The sequence below is a fragment of the Paenibacillus sp. FSL R7-0302 genome, assembly GCF_038006885.1.
Classification (GTDB): Bacteria; Bacillota; Bacilli; order Paenibacillales; family Paenibacillaceae; genus Paenibacillus_AQ.
Genome location: NZ_JBBOWB010000001.1, coordinates 1,905,238 through 1,921,603, shown reverse-complemented (window position 1 = coordinate 1,921,603; position 16,366 = coordinate 1,905,238). Strand labels below are relative to the sequence as shown.

The following is a 16,366-nucleotide window of genomic DNA, read 5'->3' as shown; positions in this document are numbered from 1 at the left end:
TAGGCCTTACACCCTCTCAGCCTGCTCTTCAACGTCAGGCTCATAGAAATAGGATTCGAGCTGGAGCTTCACACTGCTCCTTGCCCGGAACAGCAGTGACTTCACTGAACTGACGCTCTGATCCAGAATCACGGCAATTTCCTGGTAATCCATCTGATCATATTCACGCAGAATCAGCGCGGAGCGCTGCTTCTCCGGGAGATTGTTAATCGCTTCGCGGACGAGCTCCATCCGTTCCTTGCGCAGTGCTGCCTGTTCCGGGGCAACATCAAGCGGTGCCACAGGTGTATAGCCGCTCTCTTCAAGCGACACATTCCCGGCACGGTTCTTGCGAAGCTCACTGAGCACTGTATTGCGGGCAATGGTGTACAGCCATGTGGAGAAAGAAGCATCCACTTCCCGGAAGGAATGAAGACTCCGGAAAGCTTTGTAGAAGGTCTCTGAACAGAGGTCTTCGGCAATCAGCTCCATATGGGAGTTCTTCAGCATGTGGTACACAAAAGCCAATATCTTGCGTTGATATCGTCGCATGAGTTCCGAATATAATTCTGTATCGCCTTGCTTGATTAGCTGGATCAACTGGGAATCCGTCATGGTGAGTCGGCCCTCCTCGCCCTTGCACGTGTAATCCCGTCCGGTCCGTATCTACTTATACCGGGCAGGTAACAAAAAGTTGCGGCATACCTTCATTTTTTGCAGCACAAAAATCCAATCTTCCTATGTATATTCAACTTACCGTTATTTAAGGCTTCCAACCTTCAATTCCTTTTGTAGACAGAAGAATGGCAGCATTCTCCTTACAGGACAACACAGCCCGTCTCCACTTGTTCAGCAAGCGGTTACCTATACTTGGAAGGAATCTATAAACATACTTAACCCAGTATAGCATAGTTTCTAACGGGAGGAAATTAATAGACTTTGAGAGATGCGCAGACAGTCCGATGAAAGCGGTCTTTTTTTCTTTAAATAAAGTGTTGACAATATGTAAACGGATACATATAATAAAAGTACAGTATGGTTTCTCTCCACTCCTATCCAAACACTACACGGTTCCAAGAAATTGTGAACTGTAACCGCTTATTATGTAAGCGGTCTTTTTTTTGTCCATTTTTACGAACATTTGGGTATTTACTCGCCGCTTGTATACTGCCGGAGCCGGGGCATCATCTGATAGCAGTTGGATTTGCTCTATTAAATAAATAAGAACCGAGGCATCCGGCCCCGGCTCTACTTTTACATATATACGGTATAATCATTCTCCTGCAGCAGAATTCTGGCCCGCTCCATATCGTTCTCCTGGCGGAAGGACAAGCGCATGATCCCTGGAACATCCTCGCGGCTCTCAATAATCTGCACGTTGCTAAGGTTGATGCCCTGGTCGCCCAGCTCCGTAGCAATCCGGCCGATAATGCCGGGGTGATCGGGAACATCAATATGCAGATCGAACAGCGGAATGATCATTCCCTTCCGCCGCTCAGGAAGCTGGCTGCGGAACTGATTCGCCTCCTGGAAGGCCGACTCGATTCCTGCGCCATCCCCGCTCTCCAGCAGATGGATGAATGAGGACACCTCGTCGTTCCAGTCCTTCAGCAGCCGCAGCATCACAGAGCGGTTATTCAGCAGAATATCGCGCCAGATGATCGGATCGCTCGAGGCAATGCGGGTAATATCACGGAAGCCCCCGGCAGCCAGCGTGCTATACAAGGAGTCCGAATGATCGTAGGCATGAATCTGATTCACCAGGGCTACCGCAATAATATGCGGCAGATGGCTGATCGCTCCAACAATCTCATCGTGACGCTCCGGATCAAGCCGGACAATCTGCGCTCTCGTATGCAGCAAGAGCGACTCCAGTGCCTGATATGCCGCTTCAGGTACACCCGGCGGGGGCGTAAGCACGTAGTACGCATTCTCGAACAGTAAGGAGGAGGCAGCTTCTACTCCCGAGCGCTCCGATCCGGCCATAGGATGGCCTCCGATGAAATGTACACCGGGAATATCCAGTGTAAGGGCACACTCCGCGATGCTGGCCTTGGTGCTGCCGACATCCGTAATGATGCAGCCCGGCTTCAGCGGCAGCTTGCTTAACCGCTGAAGATAGTCCTCAAGCATGCCTACCGGCACACACAGAAAAATATAATCCGCATCCAGTGCAGCTTCCTCAAGTGATAATGTAGCCTGATCAACCACACCTCTGCTCACATATTTGGCAGCAGATTCAGGGCGGTGGGCATGGCCTACAACGGTCAGACCCTCCTTGCCTTTGAAGCATAGGGCCAGTGAGCCGCCGATCAGGCCGACACCGAAAATTGCTATTTTTGTCGTCATGTTCTTAGTACTACCTGCCTTCTGTGGTATCGTCAATCCAGCTTCTGAGCCCTCACGGTTATGCGCGAACTTCCTGCTCCTTCAGCGCCTGCTCCAGGGCAGCTACGAAGGCTGTGTTCTGCTCGGCGGAGCCGATGGTCACCCGCAGGTAGGTCGGATACCGGTGGAAGCCTGTTCTGACGATGATTCCTTGACGCAGCAGCGTATCGAAGACTTCAGCAGCCGGCTTGCGTACATCCACCATAATGAAATTCCCGTGAGCCGGGAACGACGTAAGCCCGAGACGCGCGAATTCCGCCTCAAGCTGCACAATCCCTGCACTGTTAAGCGCACGGCACTGCTGCACATATTCCTGATCGGAGAGTGCCGCCACCGCCGCCACCTGAGCCAGGCGGGTCGTATTGAACGGCTCGCGCACCTGATTAATCAGGGAGATTACCTGGCTGCTGGCCACCCCATAGCCGATACGGAGCGCCGCAAGACCATAGATCTTGGAGAAGGTACGAAGGACTACCAGATTAGGATATTTGTCGATCAGCTTAATGCCGTCGGTGTAGCTGAGATCCGTTACATATTCGTAATAGGCTTCATCCAGGACTACCATCACGCCGGCAGGTACTGCATCCAGGAACGAAATCAGCGCGTCCTCGGGCACAATGGTACCGGTTGGATTGTTGGGATTACAGATCCAGACGATCTTGGTCCGGCCGGTAATCTTCGCCAGCATCGCATCCAGATCATGCGTTCCGTCCTTAAGCGGGACTTCTATAGTCACAGCCCCTTCGATATCCGCATTGCTCTTATATACGGAGAAGGTCTGATCGGCCATAATCGTCTCGTCACCGGGCAGGAAGAAGGCACGGGCAATCAGCGCAATAATCTCGTCAGATCCGCATCCGAAAATAATACGCTCACCCGCCACGCCCAGATGCTTAGCCAGCGTCGCCGTCAGCTCAGCGGCAGAGCCGTCCGGGTATAAAAAGAGATTATCCAGCTCCGCTACAATAGCGGCCTTCGCACTTGGTGCAGCCCCGTAAGGGTTCTCGTTGGATGCCAGCTTAATGACTTCGCTTAAGCCCAGCTCCTTCTTGACTTCTTCAATCGGCTTCCCCGGCTTGTAGACAGGAAGGTCAACGATATTCGGTTTTGGATTCATGGGTGATCCTCGCTCTCCAAATATTAATTAGGTCTTAATTGTGCCACAAATTCACGAATTTGCAACAGTCCGGCGCTTCTCGTCTGCGGCTGGGACAGCAGGGGAATAACCTCCTCCACCTTGCGGACAATGGCGCTACCGACTACTACACCATCACAGATCTTGGCAAAACGGGATACCTGTTCTCCAGTGGAGATCCCGAATCCTACAGCGACAGGCAGGTCCGTAGACCGGCGCACGGACGCAATGAACTCATCTACTCCGCTGTGGAAGCTTGAGCGTTCCCCGGTTACACCGAGCGAGGATACGCAATAGACGAAGCCGCTGGCGCCGGATACGATCCGGGCAATCCGTTCGCTGGAGGTCGGGGCCACGAGCGGAATGAGATTCACTCCGGCGGCACGGCTGCGTGCACGCAGGTCCTCCGATTCCTCCACCGGCACGTCAGGGATGATCAGCCCGCTGATCTCATGGGCATTCAACTGCGCAAAAAACGTATCCAGCCCCATCTGCAGCACCGGATTATAATACGTGAACAGGATGAACGGCAGCCCGCTGCCTGCCTGCCGTGCTTTCAGCGCCGTCTCCATGCAGGTGCGGAGATGAACCTTGCTGCGCAGCGCTCTTGCGGACGCCCGCTGGATGACCGGACCATCGGCCAGCGGATCGGAGTAAGGAACGCCAAGCTCCAGGATATCCGCTCCGGCTGCCTCCAGCTCGGCAATAATATCAAGCGTAGTCTCGAGATCAGGATCGCCTACGGTAAGGAACGGAATAAGGGCGGTACGTCCTTCCGCCTTCAGCCGGTTAAACGTCAGGTCCATCCGGTTTGTCGTTTCAGTTGTCATTGCTGCTCCGCCCCTTCCGTATAAGCCATAATGGATTCCACATCTTTGTCGCCGCGGCCCGACAGGCAGATCACCACAATATCATCCTTGGTCAGCGTCTTGCCGAGCTTCACCACATGGGCAATGGCATGAGCTGATTCCAGAGCGGGAATAATCCCTTCCGTCACGCAGAGCAGCTTCAGCGCATCCAGCGCTTCCGCATCGGTGACCGGCACATACTGGGCACGGTGAATGTCCTTGAGATAGGAATGCTCTGGCCCCACGCCCGGATAATCGAGTCCGGCCGAGATGGAATGGGCCTCGATGACCTGTCCATGCTCATCCTGCAGCAGATAGCTCAGCGAGCCCTGGAACACGCCATGGCTTCCCTTGCTCATGGTTGCGGCATGGAACGGAGTGTCTACGCCTTTACCGGCAGCTTCAACACCAATCATCGCCACCTGCTCATCCTCCATGAACGGGTAGAACATGCCGATAGCATTGCTGCCTCCGCCTACTGCGGCAACCAGCAAATCCGGCAGACGCCCTTCCGCCTCCAGAATCTGGCGGCGGGTCTCATCCCCGATAATCCGCTGGAAGTTGCGGACCATCATCGGATACGGATGGGGACCAACCGCAGAGCCAAGCACATAGAACGTATCTTCCACATTGCTTACCCAGTAGCGGAGCGCCTCATTCCCGGCATCCTTCAGCGTTCTGGAGCCGGAGGTCACCGGAATAACCTCTGCCCCGAGCAGCTTCATGCGGAAGACATTCAGCGCCTGACGGCGGGTATCCTCTTCACCCATGAACACCTTGCATTCCATTCCGAGCAAGGCGGCTACCGTAGCTGTCGCTACTCCGTGCTGGCCTGCGCCGGTTTCGGCAATCACCTTGGTTTTACCCATCATTTTAGCCAGGATGCCTTGTCCGATAGCGTTGTTGATCTTGTGGGCGCCGGTATGATTGAGGTCCTCCCGCTTCAGATAGATCTTGGCTTCGCCAAGCTCCTTACTTAGCCGCTCTGCATAATACAGCGGGGTCTCGCGGCCCGAATACTGCTTAAGCAGATAATCGATTTCCTTCTGAAAGGCCGGGTCTGCCGAGAATTTATTGTAAGCCTCTTCCAGCTCAATCAGTGCAGTCATCAAGGTCTCAGGAACGAAGCGGCCTCCAAAAGAACCAAAACGTCCATTTTTGTCCGGTACTTGTATCATGATTGCTTCACCCTTTCTACGAAAGCTGTCATTTTGGCAATGTCCTTACTGCCGTTACTCTCTACTCCGCTGGAGACATCCACGCCATAAGGGGCATAGCCGTCCAGCAGCTCGTTCACATTGTCCGGATGCAAGCCTCCGGCTATAAATAAAGGCAGCGCATGCTTCGCCGCCGCTTGCTGGTATAAGGGAATCTGCTCCCAATCAAATGTATGGCCGGTACCGCCGCGCTCCTGCGGGTCATAGGTATCCAGCAGCAGCGCATCAATGGTGCCCGCATAGCTGTCCAGCAGAGCTTGAACCTCATCCCCTGCATCAGGATTACGTCCGGCAACCGAAAGGGCCTTCCAGACCTTAACCTGGGGAAAAGCCTCCTTGACCTCCGCGCAGAACTGCGGGCTCTCTTGTCCATGAAGCTGCACAACATCCAGCGGTACAGTTCTCAGCAGCTCTGCCAGCTCGGACAGGCCGGGGTTAACGAATACGCCCACCGGGCGGGGCGCAGGCTCAGACTTCCAGTTGCCCAGCTCTGCAATTAGCTCCGCAGCCACATCAATAGTAACCCTGCGGCGGCTGGGCGCAAACACCAGGCCCACGTAATCGAGCGGCAAACTATTCATAGATTTTAGCACTTCAACGCCCTGAAGTCCACAGATTTTTACGAGAGTTTCAGTCACGTTGCACACGGTCCTTCCCGGCAGGAAGCGGACCGAGCAGCTGATGGACCGCCTGCTCTACATCCGGCTGGCGCATCAGGTATTCTCCGACCAGCACACCGGTTGCCCGGGTCTTGCGGAGATACGCAATATCCTCCGGACCGGTAATCCCGCTCTCGCTGATTACGGGAAGACCGGCGGGCAGCAAGGCTGCCAGCTCCTCCGTAGCGGAGAGTGAGGTTTCGAACGTCTTGAGATTCCGGTTATTGATGCCCAGCAGAACCCCGGGATGTTCAGCCTTACCCGTAGACAATACCGTCTCCAGTTCAGTGCGGTCATGGACCTCAATCAGGATATCGAGTCCAAGCGCGGCAGCGGAGTCGGTGAACCCGGCGAGCTGCTGCGGGGTCAGAATGGCCGCAATCAGCAGAATCGCATCCGCACCAAGCAGGCGGGCCTCATAGATCTGCTTCTCATCGATGATGAAGTCCTTGCGCAGCAGTGGAAGCTGCACCGCCTCTCTTACCTGCTGCAGATACACACCGCTGCCCTGAAAATAATCCTTGTCCGTCAGCACGGACAGGCAATCGGCGCCTCCCGCTTCATAGCCCCGGGCAATCGTCACCGGATCAAAATCGGCCCGGATCAGCCCCTTGGACGGCGAGGCCTTCTTCACCTCGGCGATCAGCCCCATCTCCCGGTTCCGGCGTTCAGTCAGAGCGCTGCGGAAGCCTCTGGTAACAGGCAATGCGGCAATGGAGCGCTCCGCCGCGGCGAGCGAGAATTGCTGGCTTAACGCTTCTACCTCTTTCACTTTCGTGGCAACAATCCGGTCAAGATACATAATCAAGCTCCTTTGTCATCGCTTTTAACTGTTCCAGCTTGCGAAGGGCCGCCCCTGAATCCACAACCTCTCTGGCACGGTCCACGCCTTCCTTCAGTGTATCCGCAAGACCGGCGACATAGATGCAGGCCCCGGCATTAGCCAGTACGATATCACGGTACGGATTGATATTACCCTCCAGCACTGTAGTGATAATCGCCGCATTCTCTGCGGCATCGCCGCCCATGACATCCTCCAGCGGATGCTGGCTGAGGCCAAGCTCCTGCGGTGTAATTTCGTAGGTGGTGACTACGCCCTGCTTCAGCTCGGAGACCTGCGTCGGTGCCGAGATGCTGATCTCATCCAGGCCGTCCAGACTGCTGACAATCATCGCCCGCTTGGAGCCGAGCTCACCCAGAACCTTAGCGACAATCTCTGTCTTATTAAGGTCATAGATACCCATAAGCTGCCGGTCCGCGCCTGCCGGATTGGTCAGCGGGCCGAGCATATTGAATACGGTCCGTACCCCCAGCTCACGGCGGGGAGCAGCTGCGTGCTTCATGGACGGATGATAGATTTGAGCGAATAGGAAGCAGATGCCGATACTGTCCAGACATTGCCGCGCCTGCTCTGCATTCAGATGAATATTGACGCCGAGCGCCTCCAGCACATCTGCACTGCCCGCTCTGCCGGACGCCGAACGGTTGCCGTGCTTCGCTACTCTCACAGAAGCAGCAGAAGAGATGATCGCCGAAGCTGTGGAGATATTGAATTTATGAATACCGGAGCCGCCCGTGCCGCAGGTATCCAGCAGCTGGCTCCGCTCGGTAAGCACCTGTGTGCCGAAACCGCGCATCGCCTCTGCGAAGCCGGTGATTTCTTCAACGGTCTCGCCTTTGATCCGCAGCGCGGTCAACAGCGATCCGATCTGCGCGGGTGAAGCTGCACCTTCCATAATCGTGCCCATAATCTCGCGGGCCTGCGTACGGGTAAGATCCTTTCCCTCGATTAAACCGGCAATTCCTGATTGTAGTAACTGGCTTGCGTCCATAGTTCATGTCCTCCTAAAATTTTTAAGTTTTATGGAGCATTCTCTGCTCTTCTGATCTCGTCTCTGCTAATTCCCGGTTCACGGGGTATATTCATACATATAATCCTGGTTGATGACCTGCTTCTCCTTCATTTCAGCGGGGAACATCGCTTCCGCCATACGGATTGCCTTCAGCATTCCCTTGGCCTTGTTCACTGTCTCCTCATATTCCTTCTCCGGCACAGAATCCCAGACGATTCCTGCTCCGGCCTGCACATAAGCGCGGCCTTTGCGGAAGATAATCGTCCGGATCGTGATGCAGGAATCCATATTCCCGGAGAAGCCGAGATAGCCGATCGCTCCGGCATAAGCGCCGCGGGCTTCCCGCTCCAGCTCGGCAATAATCTCCATCGCCCGAAGCTTCGGCGCTCCTGATACCGTACCGGCCGGAAGGCAGGAGAGGAAGGCATCGAAGAAATCCTTATCCTCTGCCAGCGTTCCGGTCACATTCGAGACCAGATGCATGACATGCGAGTATTTCTCGATCTCCATAAATGTATTGCATTTCACGCTGCCGAATTTCGAGACCCGCCCCAGATCATTGCGGCCCAGGTCGACCAGCATGAGATGCTCCGCACGTTCCTTCTCGTCCTCCAGCAGCTCTGCGGCGAGCTGATGATCCTCTGCCGCGCTCGCTCCGCGCGGCCGGGTTCCGGCAATCGGCCGGGTCTCCACCCGTCCGCCGTCCACCTTGACCAGCGCTTCCGGCGAGGTACCGACGATGATCTCCTCATCCATTTTCAGATAATACATATAAGGGGATGGGTTCAGGATGCGCAGCATCCGGTACACATGCAGCGGAGAGACCTCGGTCTCGATATGCATCCGCTGTGACAGCACCACCTGGAAGATATCACCGGCACGGATGTATTCTTTGGCCTGCTCTACGTTACTTATATACTGCTCCTTGGTGAGATTCGAGTGAATCTCTCCCAGCTCGATATCCTGCGGAATGCTGCGGCGGTTGACGTTCTCCTTCGGGCCTTCCTTTTGCAGCTCCTCGGCCAGACTCACTAAGCGGTTGCTCAGTTCCTCGTAGTTCGCCCGGATATCCGAATCCGTATCGCCATCCTTAATATGAAGATTCCCCACCAGCAGGATCTGCTGCTTCACATGATCGAAGACGATAATGCGGTCACAGAACATAAAGCGGATGTCATCCATATTCAGGTCATCTACCGCATGTGCGGACAGCTTCTCATAATACTGCAGCAGATCATAGCCGAAGAATCCGATGGCTCCGCCCGTAAACGGCGGCATACCGTCCAGCTTGGGACTGCGGTAGGAACGGAGCAGCGCTTTCAGCTCCTCGACAGGTTTGCCGGACAACTGTTTTTTCTCGCCGCCAACCTCCACCTGGATCTTCCCCTTTTTGCCGGAGATCATCAGGAACGGATCACTGCCGATAAAAGAATAACGCGCCCATTGAATGCCGCCCTCTACACTCTCCAGCAAAAATGCGCGATCCTGCTCGGCAAACCGCTGGAACAGCCGGATCGGCGTTTCCATATCAGCCAGCAATCTTGTTACGACCGGGATCAGATTGTATTCACGCGACAGCGACACCACTTCTTCAATGCTCGGATTCGTCACTTGGGTAACCTCCTAGGGGATAACGGATATTGTCCGAAATACAGAAAAACCTCTACCGGAGTAGAGGTTTGTTGATAGTCAGTATGTGAATTAGCGTCTCGGACCGTCATGAACCCAATCGAATGCTAGAGATTCCTCCATGGATACAGGGATAGCGCAGATGCAACTCATCATAAGCTACGGCTATACAGGTATGCCAAAAAAGAACACTGACAATCAAGGGTCTGCTCTGCAATAGGTCCTACACTCAGCTCAACTATACTCTACTCAACTCATTCTAAACTCTGCTTTACTCGGCTAACTTCACTATACATGATGACGGTAGTCATTGACAACCCCGCGGGCTATAATTTATTACTTGCTCTGTGAGAGATCCGGGCGAAGCCGCTGGGCTTCATTCAGATACACATGACGGATATCGCGCTGGGATTTGTCGGTGTTCACCTGCACCATCAGGCGGATGCAATTCGGCAGGCTGCCCTTCACAGGGATCTCCACGGAACACATCAGCGGAACCATCTCCCAGCCTTCAATCTCACGGATCGCCCTTGCCGGGAAGGTTGCATCCAGATCAGCAGTCATCGTAATCCACACACTGCAGATATCCTCTGCGATCACATCATTGCGCTCCACAATTTCCCTCAGCAGGATCACCGTTTCACGTAAAATTTCCGTCTCTTCATTCTGGGTTACGGTCGTTGCACCGCGTATGCCCCGGTTCACCATGGGCTCCCCTCCTTCTTAAGCTGGGCTATGACTTCTGAGACATCGCTTGCCTGCACATCACTGATGATACTTACTTCACCAATGGCCTCCGGCACGATAAAAGTCATTCGGCCTTCCTTGAATTTCTTGTCATGCATCATCGCTTCCATCAGCGCTTCCCCGCTGTACTGCGAAGGAAGCCGGGTGGGCAGCGACAAGGCGTTGAGCATGGACACTGTGTCCTCGTAGATCTGTCTGTCCCGGCCCAGCTTCGCTGCGAGCAGAGCAGATCCGGCCATCCCGATTGCAATCGCCTCTCCGTGCAGGAAGGTCCCATAGCCTCCGACAGCTTCAATGGCATGTCCGATGGTATGCCCCAGATTCAGAATCGCACGCTGTCCGTGCTCGCGTTCATCACCACCGATTACCTCCGCCTTGATGGCACAGCCGCGTTCCAGCGCATATCCCAGCGCCTCGGGGTCCAGTGCCAGCAGCTTGTCCGCATGCTCCTGGCACCAGTAAGCGAACTCACGGTCCAGAATCAGCCCGTGCTTGACCACCTCAGCCAGGCCTGAAGCGACCTGCCGGGGCGGAAGCGTAGCTAAGGTGTCCAGATCATATAACACCATAGACGGCTGATAAAAGGCGCCCAGCATATTCTTGGCCAGCGGATGGTTAACGGCCACCTTGCCGCCTACACTGCTGTCATGGGCGAGAATGGTCGTTGGAATCTGCATGAACCCGATTCCCCGCATATAAGATGCAGCAACGAAGCCGGCCAGATCGCCGACGACACCCCCGCCAAGCGCCAGCACGGCGGAGCTGCGGTCCAGACCGCCTTGAATGGCTGTGGAAATGACTTCTTCATAGACGGCCAGTGACTTCGAAGCTTCGCCCGCCTGAATGACATGGCTGACCACCGTATATCCGCTGCTGCGGAGGGAAGTCTCCACCTGCTCCAGATATCGCGGCGCTACTTCGGTATCACTGACCACCAGCAGCGGGCTGCGCTGCGCGAATCCGGCTTCGGTGCAGCGTTCGCCGATACTCTGCAGCAGACCGCTGCCGATATAAATCGGATAAGAACGTTCCCCTAAGTCAACAGTAATGCTGCGCATCTTAGTAGCTCTCCAGCTGAGCCAGGTAATTATTGTAGTTCGCGCGGATCTCTTCCAGAGAATCACCGCCGAATTTATCCAGGAACGCCTTGGCAATCTCCCAGGCTACTACACTCTCCAGTACGACACAAGCTGCCGGAACGGCACAGGCGTCTGAGCGCTCCACCTGGGCTGTGAACGGCTCCTTCGTGTCGATATCCACACTCTGCAGCGGTTTGTACAACGTCGGAATAGGCTTCATTACCCCTCTGACGACCACCGGCATTCCATTGGTCATTCCGCCTTCGAACCCGCCCAGCCGGTTGCTCGCCCGGAAGTACCCTTTCGAGGCTTCATACATAATCTCGTCATGGACCTGTGAGCCGCGCAGCTTCCCGGCTTCGAAGCCGATCCCGATCTCCACGCCCTTGAAGGCATTGATCGACATCACAGCTCCTGCGATGGCACCATCCAGCTTGCGGTCGGACTGTACATAACTGCCAAGACCAATAGGCAGACCTTCGACAATGCATTCCACAATCCCGCCGATGGAGTCGCCTTCTTCCTTGATCTTGTCTATGTAAGCCTCCATCTTCTGCTCCGTCTCCTTGTCCACTACCCGCACAGAGGATTCTTCAGTCCGGGCAATCAGCTCATCTATAGGCAGATCGTTGGCAGGTGCTTCAATCTCTCCGATCCGGATGACTTGTCCGGCAATCTTCACTCCGAAGGCTGCAAGCAGCTGACGGGCAACCGCGCCTACAGCCACTCTTGCTGCCGTCTCACGGGCGCTGGAGCGCTCCAGCACGTTACGCAGATCGGTATGGTTATACTTAAGTCCGCCGTTCAGGTCCGCATGACCGGGACGCGGACGGTTCACCCGGCGCTTCTCTTCGTCACTGCCCGGAATCGGCTCAATGTTCATAATGTTCTTCCAGTGTGTCCAGTCCTTGTTCTCCACAATGAGCGCTACAGGAGCTCCGGTAGTATAGCCGTGGCGTACACCGCCGGCAATCTGGGCAGTATCCTTCTCAATCTGCATCCGGCGTCCGCGGCCGTAGCCCTTCTGTCTCCGGTGCAGCTGGAAATTAAGCTCTTCAAAGTCAAGTGTCAAATTACTGGGCAATCCCTCAATAATGGCTGTAAGCTGGGGGCCGTGCGTCTCCCCCGCTGTTAAATAGCGTAAACTCATGCTGCGTTCCCCCTTCACACTTTTGGACTGTAAACCGCTAAAATGTTAAATGTCTTTGCTTATTATAGTATAGGCTCTCCGCTTTGACAAGAAAGCAATAGCCCGGCCCGCTGCGTCCAGCAGAACAAAACAAGCGCCGCTCCTGCTCTTTCGAGTAGAAGCGGCGCTGCTGTGCTCCCCGTTCAGGAGCCTGTCTCCAGACTGTCGCTGCCTGGTGCCGGAAGGCGGCCGCCGGTTCTGCCCTCTTCCGCAGTAAGCAGGCTCTGGAGCTGCAGCTCCTCAATGCCGAGAATCTGCCCGCATTCGCGGACAGTGAGGAACCCCCGCCGGTAGGCGGTGATGACCTTGCTTTTGTCCATCTGGGTTAACGACCTTTCACTTGGCGTTAGGTTTCTTCCTACTTCCCAGTATCACTGAAAAGCGCCTAAAGTATACCCTGCACCAAGGGAGACTCCAGCAGACTACGGCTATTTCTTCCGGTAAAAGAAGGTTTCGGTCGACTCGAAGCCATACTGCGCAGGTGTGAATATCTGCTCCGTGCTGCCCACGAACAGATAGCCCCCGGGACGCAGACTGGCCGAGAATTTGTGATACAGCTTATTCTTGGCTTCTTCGGTGAAGTAGATCATGACATTGCGGCAGATAATCAGATCGAAGCCTTCGTCGAATTTATCCAGCAGCAGATTCTGCTTGCGGAAATCGATATTCTTCTTCAGTCCTTCACTGACCTTGAAGACCGGGCCATCCGGTGTAAAATACCGGTCTGCCACATCTTTGGGCACATCCTTCAAGGAGCGCTCCAGATAGATCCCCTGCTTCGCTTTGGCCAACGCCCCGTCATCAATATCTGTAGCCAGAATGCCGGTCTGGGCCAGAATATTCTTGTCCGAGAGAATCATCGCCAGCGTATAAGGCTCTTCACCTGTGGAACAGGCGGCACTCCATAGCTTCAGTCTGCGGCCGGAGCGCTGAAGATCCGGCAGAATCACATCCCTCAGCACTTCCCAGCGGTTCGGATTCCGCCAGAATTCGGAGACATTGATCGTCATGCGGTCCAGGAACTCATAGAACAGAGCCTTGTCCTTCATCATTGCCGCATAGAACTCATTAAAGGTATTGTAGCCGTTCTTCATACGGAGCGTCGTCAGCCGCCGCTTCATCTGTGCTTCCTTATACTGCGCAAGGTCAATGCCTGTGCTTTGTTTGATATTATGAATAAATCCGGTGTAATCAGGGTCCGGGGTTAATGAGGATTCTTCACGTTCAGCCATAATAATCTCCTGTCTCCTGCCCGGATCTTACATCCAGGCCGCGATGTCTTTATGATACTGTGCCAGCTCATCCGGAGCGAAGAAATTGGCGATCTCACGTGCTGCGCTGTCCGGCGAATCCGATCCGTGGATCAGATTAAGCGGAGTATGGCTGGCATAATCCCCGCGGATGGTGCCCGGCAGGGCCTCACCGACTTTGGTTTTGCCGATCAGGAGACGGGATAATGCGATGACATCATCGCCTTCCCACACCATGGCGAACACAGGGCCGGAGGTAATGAAGCTTACCAGCTCCGGGAAAAAATCCTTGCCGTCATGCTCCGCATAATGCTTCTTGGCCTGCTCCTCAGTAACGGTAATCAGCTTGGCAGCGACCAGCTTGAATCCCTTGTCTTCCAGGCGGGCAACGATGCGTCCGATTAGTCCGCGCTGTACACCATCCGGTTTGATCATCAGATACGTTTGTTCCATAGAGTCACTCTCCAATTCCCCTTATTCTAAATGAATAGGCTGTTTATGGTCTGATATTATCAGAAACCCCGGCATCTGTGAACGTAAATTTGCAGTGGAGTTCTTATATTTTCAATAAGCCCGGCCAGTCACGAAAAAGGCGATATCGCGCAAATTGCGCTTGGTCCGGTTGCTTGGCAGCTGCTCCAGCGCATCCAGCGCCTTGGCGATATAACGGGAGGCCAGCTCCTCCGCACGGGAAATCCCGTCGCCAGAGAGAATCAGATCGATCGCCCGGCCGACCCCGCTGTTCCCTTCACGAATCGCTGCAAGCTCTTCCAGCAGGCGGCCGCGGAGCCGCTCATCCTGCAGACTGTAGATGACAGGCAGAGTGATATTCCCCTGACGCATGTCGCTTCCGGGCGGCTTGCCAATTTGCTTCTCTGTTCCGGAGAGATCGAGCAGATCATCACGGATTTGAAACGCCATCCCAACGTTATATCCGTAATTATAGAGGAGCCTGGCCGTTCCCGGCTCCGCATCTGCAGCCAGAGCGCCAAGCTGACAGCTGACGGCAATCAGCAGCGCTGTCTTCCGGCGGATTCTCCGCAGGTAGTGGCGCACGCTCTGTCCGCTGTTGAAGAAGTCGCGGATCTGCTCCATCTCTCCGATGGACATCTCTACCATGGCTTTGGAGAGAATCTGATGAATCAGGGGATTCTTCAGTCCTGATGTCATCACGAGTGCCTTGGCATAAATATAGTCGCCGGTGTACATGGCGATCTTGTCGCCCCATTTCGCCTTGACGGTAGGCTCTCCCCGCCGGAGCTCCGCATCGTCAATGACATCATCGTGGACCAGTGAGGCGCTGTGAATCAGCTCCAGCGGAATCGCGACGCGCTTCAGCTTATCGAGATCATAGGTCCCGAATTTGCCGCCCATCAGAACGAATACCGGCCGGAGCCGCTTGCCCCCGGCTCTCAGCAGATGCAGCGAGGTCTCGCTCAGCAGGTCATCATCCCCCTGGACACTGCGGTACAGCTCTTTCTCAATCTGATCCATATCTTTGTTCAGCAAGCCGAATATTTGCAGTCGCTTCATTCTTTCACCCGTGTCAGCAGATTGTGGCTCCAAAGCTCCATCTTCACTTCCTGCGGCAGCAGGCCCATTTCATAGGCATAGCGGAAATAGAGGTTCAGACCTTCCTGCTGCCTTTCCCCAAAGTCATAACATAAATTACGGAAGTAATCTCTCCAATAGGAGGCCGTGCCCCCGATCGTGCAGCAGGCTTCGTGAATTACCGGTCCCAGCTCATTCAGGCCGCGTCTCTTGCTCCGCTCGAAGGCTTCAGCAATCTCGGCAATGGCCTCAGGATTCCGGGCCGCAGCCCTGCGGTTGACCGCCCATACAGCAAAGGTCATACTGTGGCCCGTCCATTCCTTCCACAGCTCGCCCAGATCCGTTACTTCATAGCCTTGATCCTGCCAGGAGGCGCGGATGGCATGGTCACCGATCAGGAGCCCGGCATCCGCCTGCTGCATCATGGTGTTCAGATCGGGATCGCTGCTAATGTACTCCGGGCTAGTGCCTAAGGCCTTGTGCATCAGGATCTTCAGCAGATTGACCGAGGTAGCCGAAGTATTCGTCACGGCTATCGTTCCGCTGCCAAGCTGCTGTAACGGCTTTTTGGAGAAAAGAAATATCGACCTCACCGGACCGTCCGCGCTGACGGACAGACCGGGCAGCAGCAGCAGCCGGTCGCTGGCCGCTGCGTAAGCAAAGGAGGATAAAGCCCCCACTTGAATATCTCCTGCTGCCATGCCCCGGTTAAGCACAGCTGGCACCTCACTCACCATTTCAGCAGGAAAGCTTAAAGAAGAGGGATCGAAATAATGATAGACCGGCCATGAATTGGTATAGCTGATTTTGCCGATGACGGTGTGTTTCAGGTCTGTCACCCT

17 protein-coding genes are annotated in these 16,366 nt (G+C 54.8%); all 17 read right to left on the bottom strand.

What is annotated here, in order from left to right; genetic code table 11:
- Positions 1-6: 6 nt before the first annotated feature.
- Entirely contained in the window at positions 7-594 is a 588-nt protein-coding gene (locus MKY96_RS08185) for an RNA polymerase sigma factor (protein ID WP_209993900.1), read from the bottom strand.
- A 639-nt stretch (positions 595-1,233) separates the two neighbouring features.
- Entirely contained in the window at positions 1,234-2,328 is a 1,095-nt protein-coding gene (locus tag MKY96_RS08180) for a prephenate dehydrogenase (protein ID WP_340939694.1), read from the bottom strand.
- A 58-nt stretch (positions 2,329-2,386) separates the two neighbouring features.
- Positions 2,387-3,484 carry a histidinol-phosphate transaminase gene (gene hisC, locus MKY96_RS08175; RefSeq protein WP_340939692.1) on the bottom strand — a complete coding sequence of 366 codons (1,098 nt, stop codon included), beginning with the start codon at positions 3,482-3,484 and terminating at the stop codon, positions 2,387-2,389.
- 23 nt (positions 3,485-3,507) lie between these two features.
- Positions 3,508-4,332: a tryptophan synthase subunit alpha gene (gene trpA, locus MKY96_RS08170; protein ID WP_340939691.1), complete on the bottom strand. Its 825-nt coding sequence runs from the start codon at positions 4,330-4,332 to the stop codon at positions 3,508-3,510.
- Positions 4,329-5,528: a tryptophan synthase subunit beta gene (trpB, locus tag MKY96_RS08165; RefSeq protein ID WP_340939689.1), complete on the bottom strand. Its 1,200-nt coding sequence runs from the start codon at positions 5,526-5,528 to the stop codon at positions 4,329-4,331. Before trpB ends, trpA begins: the two co-directional genes overlap by 4 nt.
- Complete coding sequence (locus MKY96_RS08160; protein WP_340939688.1) at positions 5,525-6,205, bottom strand: phosphoribosylanthranilate isomerase; 681 nt, start codon at positions 6,203-6,205, stop codon at positions 5,525-5,527. Before MKY96_RS08160 ends, trpB begins: the two co-directional genes overlap by 4 nt.
- Entirely contained in the window at positions 6,198-7,028 is an 831-nt protein-coding gene (trpC, locus tag MKY96_RS08155; protein ID WP_340939687.1) for an indole-3-glycerol phosphate synthase TrpC, read from the bottom strand. The genes MKY96_RS08160 and trpC overlap by 8 nt, the downstream gene beginning before the upstream one ends.
- Positions 7,018-8,058 (bottom strand): anthranilate phosphoribosyltransferase, encoded by a 1,041-nt coding sequence (gene trpD, locus MKY96_RS08150; protein ID WP_340939686.1) that lies wholly within the window; start codon positions 8,056-8,058, stop codon positions 7,018-7,020. The genes trpC and trpD overlap by 11 nt, the downstream gene beginning before the upstream one ends.
- A 78-nt stretch (positions 8,059-8,136) precedes the next feature.
- Entirely contained in the window at positions 8,137-9,690 is a 1,554-nt protein-coding gene (trpE, locus tag MKY96_RS08145; protein ID WP_340939685.1) for an anthranilate synthase component I, read from the bottom strand.
- A 354-nt stretch (positions 9,691-10,044) separates the two neighbouring features.
- A complete protein-coding gene (aroH, locus tag MKY96_RS08140) occupies positions 10,045-10,416 on the bottom strand; it encodes a chorismate mutase (RefSeq protein WP_076079179.1) in 372 nt (123 codons plus the stop codon).
- Positions 10,410-11,513, bottom strand: coding sequence for a 3-dehydroquinate synthase (gene aroB, locus MKY96_RS08135; protein ID WP_340939684.1), 1,104 nt, complete (start codon positions 11,511-11,513; stop codon positions 10,410-10,412). Before aroB ends, aroH begins: the two co-directional genes overlap by 7 nt.
- 1 nt (position 11,514) lies before the next feature.
- Positions 11,515-12,684, bottom strand: a complete 1,170-nt coding sequence (gene aroC / locus MKY96_RS08130; protein WP_076079177.1) for a chorismate synthase — start codon at positions 12,682-12,684, stop codon at positions 11,515-11,517.
- 182 nt (positions 12,685-12,866) lie between these two features.
- Positions 12,867-13,043 carry a hypothetical protein gene (locus MKY96_RS08125; RefSeq protein WP_179090429.1) on the bottom strand — a complete coding sequence of 59 codons (177 nt, stop codon included), beginning with the start codon at positions 13,041-13,043 and terminating at the stop codon, positions 12,867-12,869.
- Positions 13,044-13,151: 108 nt separating this feature from the next.
- Positions 13,152-13,955: a CheR family methyltransferase gene (locus tag MKY96_RS08120; RefSeq protein WP_340939683.1), complete on the bottom strand. Its 804-nt coding sequence runs from the start codon at positions 13,953-13,955 to the stop codon at positions 13,152-13,154.
- Positions 13,956-13,982: 27 nt separating this feature from the next.
- On the bottom strand, positions 13,983-14,426 hold the full coding sequence (ndk, locus tag MKY96_RS08115; protein ID WP_036727303.1) for a nucleoside-diphosphate kinase: 444 nt from the start codon (positions 14,424-14,426) through the stop codon (positions 13,983-13,985).
- Between the two features lie 111 nt (positions 14,427-14,537).
- On the bottom strand, positions 14,538-15,506 hold the full coding sequence (locus MKY96_RS08110; RefSeq protein ID WP_340939682.1) for a polyprenyl synthetase family protein: 969 nt from the start codon (positions 15,504-15,506) through the stop codon (positions 14,538-14,540).
- The gene (locus MKY96_RS08105) at positions 15,503-16,363 is read right to left on the bottom strand and encodes a menaquinone biosynthetic enzyme MqnA/MqnD family protein (protein ID WP_340939680.1); all 861 of its coding nucleotides are present in this window, start codon (positions 16,361-16,363) and stop codon (positions 15,503-15,505) included. The genes MKY96_RS08110 and MKY96_RS08105 overlap by 4 nt, the downstream gene beginning before the upstream one ends.
- Positions 16,364-16,366 lie beyond the last annotated feature (3 nt).

Bases quoted from the DNA above. Each gene is read 5' to 3' on its own strand.
- MKY96_RS08180 (WP_340939694.1), bottom strand. From the start codon at position 2,328: ATGACGACAAAAATAGCAATTTTCGGTGTCGGCCTGATCGGCGGCTCA.
- trpD (WP_340939686.1), bottom strand. From the start codon at position 8,058: ATGGACGCAAGCCAGTTACTACAATCAGGAATTGCCGGTTTAATCGAG.
- MKY96_RS08185 (WP_209993900.1), bottom strand. From the start codon at position 594: ATGACGGATTCCCAGTTGATCCAGCTAATCAAGCAAGGCGATACAGAA.
- hisC (WP_340939692.1), bottom strand. From the start codon at position 3,484: ATGAATCCAAAACCGAATATCGTTGACCTTCCTGTCTACAAGCCGGGG.
- aroB (WP_340939684.1), bottom strand. From the start codon at position 11,513: ATGCGCAGCATTACTGTTGACTTAGGGGAACGTTCTTATCCGATTTAT.
- ndk (WP_036727303.1), bottom strand. From the start codon at position 14,426: ATGGAACAAACGTATCTGATGATCAAACCGGATGGTGTACAGCGCGGA.
- MKY96_RS08120 (WP_340939683.1), bottom strand. From the start codon at position 13,955: ATGGCTGAACGTGAAGAATCCTCATTAACCCCGGACCCTGATTACACC.
- aroH (WP_076079179.1), bottom strand. From the start codon at position 10,416: ATGGTGAACCGGGGCATACGCGGTGCAACGACCGTAACCCAGAATGAA.
- trpC (WP_340939687.1), bottom strand. From the start codon at position 7,028: ATGTATCTTGACCGGATTGTTGCCACGAAAGTGAAAGAGGTAGAAGCG.
- trpA (WP_340939691.1), bottom strand. From the start codon at position 4,332: ATGACAACTGAAACGACAAACCGGATGGACCTGACGTTTAACCGGCTG.
- MKY96_RS08125 (WP_179090429.1), bottom strand. From the start codon at position 13,043: ATGGACAAAAGCAAGGTCATCACCGCCTACCGGCGGGGGTTCCTCACT.
- trpB (WP_340939689.1), bottom strand. From the start codon at position 5,528: ATGATACAAGTACCGGACAAAAATGGACGTTTTGGTTCTTTTGGAGGC.
- MKY96_RS08110 (WP_340939682.1), bottom strand. From the start codon at position 15,506: ATGAAGCGACTGCAAATATTCGGCTTGCTGAACAAAGATATGGATCAG.
- aroC (WP_076079177.1), bottom strand. From the start codon at position 12,684: ATGAGTTTACGCTATTTAACAGCGGGGGAGACGCACGGCCCCCAGCTT.